The following is a 393-nucleotide window of genomic DNA, read 5'->3' as shown; positions in this document are numbered from 1 at the left end:
TCTCTGCTCTATAGTTTCTATAACGGCGCATTGGTCGTTTCCTTAACTGAAATGATGCCAAGCTCCGTAAGAATTGCTGGTTTTTCTGTAGCGTATAGTCTTGCCACTTCTATATTTGGTGGGTTAACACCTATGATTGCCACATATCTTGTACAAGAATCTGGCAGCAAAAGTATGCCTGCTTTCTGGTTAATGTTTGCCGCAATCATCAGTTTGATTGCAACGCTTATTGTATTTCGCAATCGACAAACTCTTGCTACAAAATCCTCTTCAATTGAGGATCAATTTGTACAACCAACAGTTCAATAATATTCAAACAGTTAAAGGAGACGTTAGTCTGCCTTTAACTGTTTTAAAATCGCTCTTAACACTTCTAAACGCGCAGTATATTTA

At 37.9% G+C, this 393-nt stretch carries 1 pseudogene; it reads left to right on the top strand.

What is annotated here, in order from left to right:
- Nucleotides 1-309, top strand: a pseudogene (locus K9U40_RS24475) (hypothetical protein); the annotation flags it as partial.
- Between the last annotated feature and the right edge of the window lie 84 nt (nt 310-393).

It is taken from the genome of Xanthobacter autotrophicus, from assembly GCF_030015065.1.
Lineage (GTDB): Bacteria > Pseudomonadota > Alphaproteobacteria > Rhizobiales > Xanthobacteraceae > Xanthobacter > Xanthobacter autotrophicus_D.
This window is presented reverse-complemented; position numbering and strand designations above follow the sequence as displayed.